General features: G+C 69.4%; 3 protein-coding genes. 2 read left to right on the top strand and 1 reads right to left on the bottom strand.

The window, feature by feature from the left end; all coding sequences use genetic code 11:
• A partial coding sequence (locus HUU95_RS11865; protein ID WP_174280299.1) for a PQQ-dependent sugar dehydrogenase occupies positions 1-688 on the bottom strand: 688 nt, incomplete at its 3' end.
• A gap of 292 nt (positions 689-980) precedes the next feature.
• Here HUU95_RS11865 and rimP point away from each other — a divergent pair.
• Positions 981-1,556 carry a ribosome maturation protein RimP gene (rimP, locus tag HUU95_RS11860; protein ID WP_174280298.1) on the top strand — a complete coding sequence of 192 codons (576 nt, stop codon included), beginning with the start codon at positions 981-983 and terminating at the stop codon, positions 1,554-1,556.
• Positions 1,556-3,208 (top strand): transcription termination factor NusA, encoded by a 1,653-nt coding sequence (nusA, locus tag HUU95_RS11855; protein WP_174280297.1) that lies wholly within the window; start codon positions 1,556-1,558, stop codon positions 3,206-3,208. Before rimP ends, nusA begins: the two co-directional genes overlap by 1 nt.
• Positions 3,209-3,253: the final 45 nt, after the last annotated feature.

The raw sequence follows: 3,253 nt of genomic DNA, 5'->3' as shown, positions 1-3,253 counted from the left end.
CGATCACCGCCACGCTCGCCGCGCCGATCTTGCCCGCCTGCGGATTGCCGGGCCAGGGCTTTCCATCGAGCGTGAGGTGGACGATCTTGCCCAGCGCCTGATCCGGGTCCTGCGCGGGCGTGAAACGCTGGCGCTCGCCCGAGGACAGGAACAGCGACCGGCCATCGGGCGCGAAGGCGATGGCGGCGCCGAACTGGCCGCCCTTGCCGTCGGAGCCGGCGCGCCAGATCACCTGAAGGTCGGTCAGCGACCAGCGACACCATGGCGTGCGGTGACTCACGCAATCGCCCGCGAGGCGAGCCCGCGCGAGCGCGAGGCTGCTCCCGGTCGGGCGCGGCTCGGCATAGGACAGGTAGATGACGCCGGTCCCCGCGAAATCGGGCGCGACCGCGATATCGAGCAACCCGCCCTGCCCGCCTACCGCAACCGCCGGCACGCCGGTCACGTCGGCGATCTCCCCCGACGGATCGCGCAATTTCAGGTGCCCGCCCTTTTCGGTCACCAACAGACTGCCATTTGGCAGGAAGGCCATCGCGAACGGCGCGTTGAAGCGCTCCAGCCGCTCGATCCGGAACGGGGCCGGCGGGCTCGGCGCCAGATTGCCGCGCACCGACTCGGGCGCGGCGGCGGGGACCTGGGCGTGCGAACAGGCGGCGAGCGCGAGCGCGGCGAGGGTCAGGTGGCGCATATGGACTCCTGGACGGCGAAAGGTCACGCCAAGGACGTGGGATTCGTGACCTTCCGCCCGTGCAATTGCAGGCTTGAAGGAAAGAGCGGCGACAGGGCGGCGCCGTAGCGCGGGCCGAGGATGTAGGACAGTCCCCGCTTGCCCATGATCCTCCGTTCACGAAGGGCCGATCATGGGACGCTTGCCCGATGGCGCGTTCTGCCCTATCGACGTGGCGTTCTCTACATCGTCAGGTGACAGAGGCTGCCGGGTCCGCCCGGCGGCGCCGCTCCCCTGCATCCCAGGATCCCGGATGGCGGACATGCCCGCGTTGACCCAGCTGATCGAACCCGAGGCGGACGCGCTCGGCTTCGCGCTGGTGCGCGTGGCGATGTTCGGCGGCCGGTCCGACCCGACGCTGCAGGTGATGGCGGAGCGGCCGGACACGCGGCAGCTGACGATCGACGATTGCGCGGCGCTGTCACGGCGCATCTCCGACCGGCTGGACGAGCTGGAGGCGCAGGGCGTCGATCCGATCGAGCACGAATATCGGCTGGAGGTGTCCAGCCCCGGGATCGACCGGCCGTTGACGCGGCTCGCCGACTATACCGACTGGGCCGGGCACGAGGCGCGGCTGCGGCTCGCCGAGCCGCTGGGGGCGCGCAAGCAACTGACCGGCGACCTGATCGGGATCGATGGCGCCGATGGAGATTGGCAAGTCTCGATCGACGTGCGTGGCGCGGGGCCGATGACGGTGCCGCTGTCGCAGATCGCCGACGCGAAGCTGCTGATCACCGACCGGCTGATCGCCGCCACCCGGCCCCTTTCCCTGGAGGGGGCCGACGAGATCGACGAACAAGACGAAATCGAAGCAGAGGAACCGAACTGATGGCCGCCCCCGCCTCCCAAGGTGTCACCGCCAACCGCGCCGAGCTGATCGCGATCGCCAATTCGGTCGCGGCCGAGAAGATGATCGACAAGGCCATTGTCATCGAGGCGATGGAGGACGCGATCCAGCGCGCCGCCAAGAACCGCTATGGCGCCGAGATGGACATCCGCGCCAAGCTCGACGCGCAGTCGGGCGACCTGCGCCTGTGGCGCGTCGTCGAGGTGGTGGAGCTGGTCGACGACCTGTACAAGCAGGTCGACGTCGCCGGCGCGCAGAAGCTGAAGCAGGGCGCGGTGATCGGCGACTTCCTGGTCGATCCGCTGCCGCCGATCGAGTTCGGCCGCATCCAGGCGCAGGCGAGCAAGCAGGTCATCTTCCAGAAGGTCCGCGATGCCGAGCGCGAGCGCCAATATGGGGAGTATAAGGACCGGGCCGGCGAGATCATCACCGGCGTCGTCAAGCGCGTCGAGTTCGGCCATGTGGTGGTCGACCTGGGCCGCGCGGAGGGCGTGATCCGCCGCGACCAGCAGATCCCGCGCGAGGTGGTGCGCGTCAACGACCGCATCCGCAGCCTCATCCTCAAGGTGGTGCGCGAGAACCGGGGGCCGCAGATCTTCCTGTCCCGCGCGCATCCGGACTTCATGAAGAAGCTGTTCGCGCAGGAGGTGCCGGAAATCTATGACGGCATCATCACCATCCAGGCCGCCGCGCGCGACCCGGGCAGCCGCGCCAAGATCGGGGTGATCAGCCGCGACTCGAGCATCGACCCGGTCGGCGCCTGTGTCGGTATGAAGGGCAGCCGCGTCCAGGCGGTGGTGCAGGAGATGCAGGGCGAGAAGATCGACATCATTCCCTGGTCCCCCGACATCGCGACCTTCGTCGTCAACGCGCTCCAGCCCGCCAGCGTCAGCCGCGTCGTGATCGACGAGGAGGAGGAGCGGATCGAGGTGGTGGTGCCCGACGATCAGCTCAGCCTCGCGATCGGGCGGCGCGGGCAGAACGTGCGCCTCGCCAGCCAGCTGACCGGCAAGGCGATCGACATCCTGACCGAGCAGGATGCGAGCGACAAGCGGCAGAAGGAGTTCACCGAGCGCACCGAGACCTTCCAGACCGAGCTGGACGTCGACGAGACGCTGGCGCAGCTGCTGGTCGCCGAGGGCTTCACCAGCCTGGAGGAGGTCGCCTATGTCGAGCCGGACGAGCTGGGCCAGATCGAGGGGCTGGAGGATCTGGTCGACGAGCTTCAGTCGCGCGCGCAGGAGGCGCTGGACCGGCGCGAGTCCGCCAATCGCGAGGCGCGCACCGCGCTGGGCGTGTCGGATGAACTGGCCGCGCTGCCGCACCTGACCGAGGCGATGCTGGTGACGCTGGGCAAGGCGAAGATCCTGACGCTGGACGACCTGGCCGACCTGGCGACCGACGAGCTGGTCGAGAAGAAGCGCATCGAGCCGCGCCGGCGCAACGAGGACGCGCCCAAGCGGCCCGACCGGCCGGAGAACAAGGGCGGCATCCTCAGCGCCTTCGGGCTGAGCGACGAGCAGGGCAACGAGATCATCATGGCGGCGCGCGCGCACTGGTTTGAGGAAGAGCCCGCGCCGGCCGAGGAGCAGGCGCTGGCCGAGGAGGACGCGCATGCGGACTCCGAGTCATGAGGCGGTAGACTCTTCTCCCCTCCCGCTCGCGGGAGGGGCCGGGGG

This window comes from Sphingomonas bacterium (assembly GCF_903643065.1).
In the GTDB taxonomy this organism is placed as follows: Bacteria; Pseudomonadota; Alphaproteobacteria; order Sphingomonadales; family Sphingomonadaceae; genus Sphingomonas.
The sequence above is the reverse complement of the archived record's forward strand: the minus strand, read 5'-3'. Positions and strand labels throughout refer to the sequence as shown.

Bases quoted from the DNA above. Each gene is read 5' to 3' on its own strand.
- rimP (WP_174280298.1), top strand. From the start codon at position 981: ATGGCGGACATGCCCGCGTTGACCCAGCTGATCGAACCCGAGGCGGAC.
- nusA (WP_174280297.1), top strand. From the start codon at position 1,556: ATGGCCGCCCCCGCCTCCCAAGGTGTCACCGCCAACCGCGCCGAGCTG.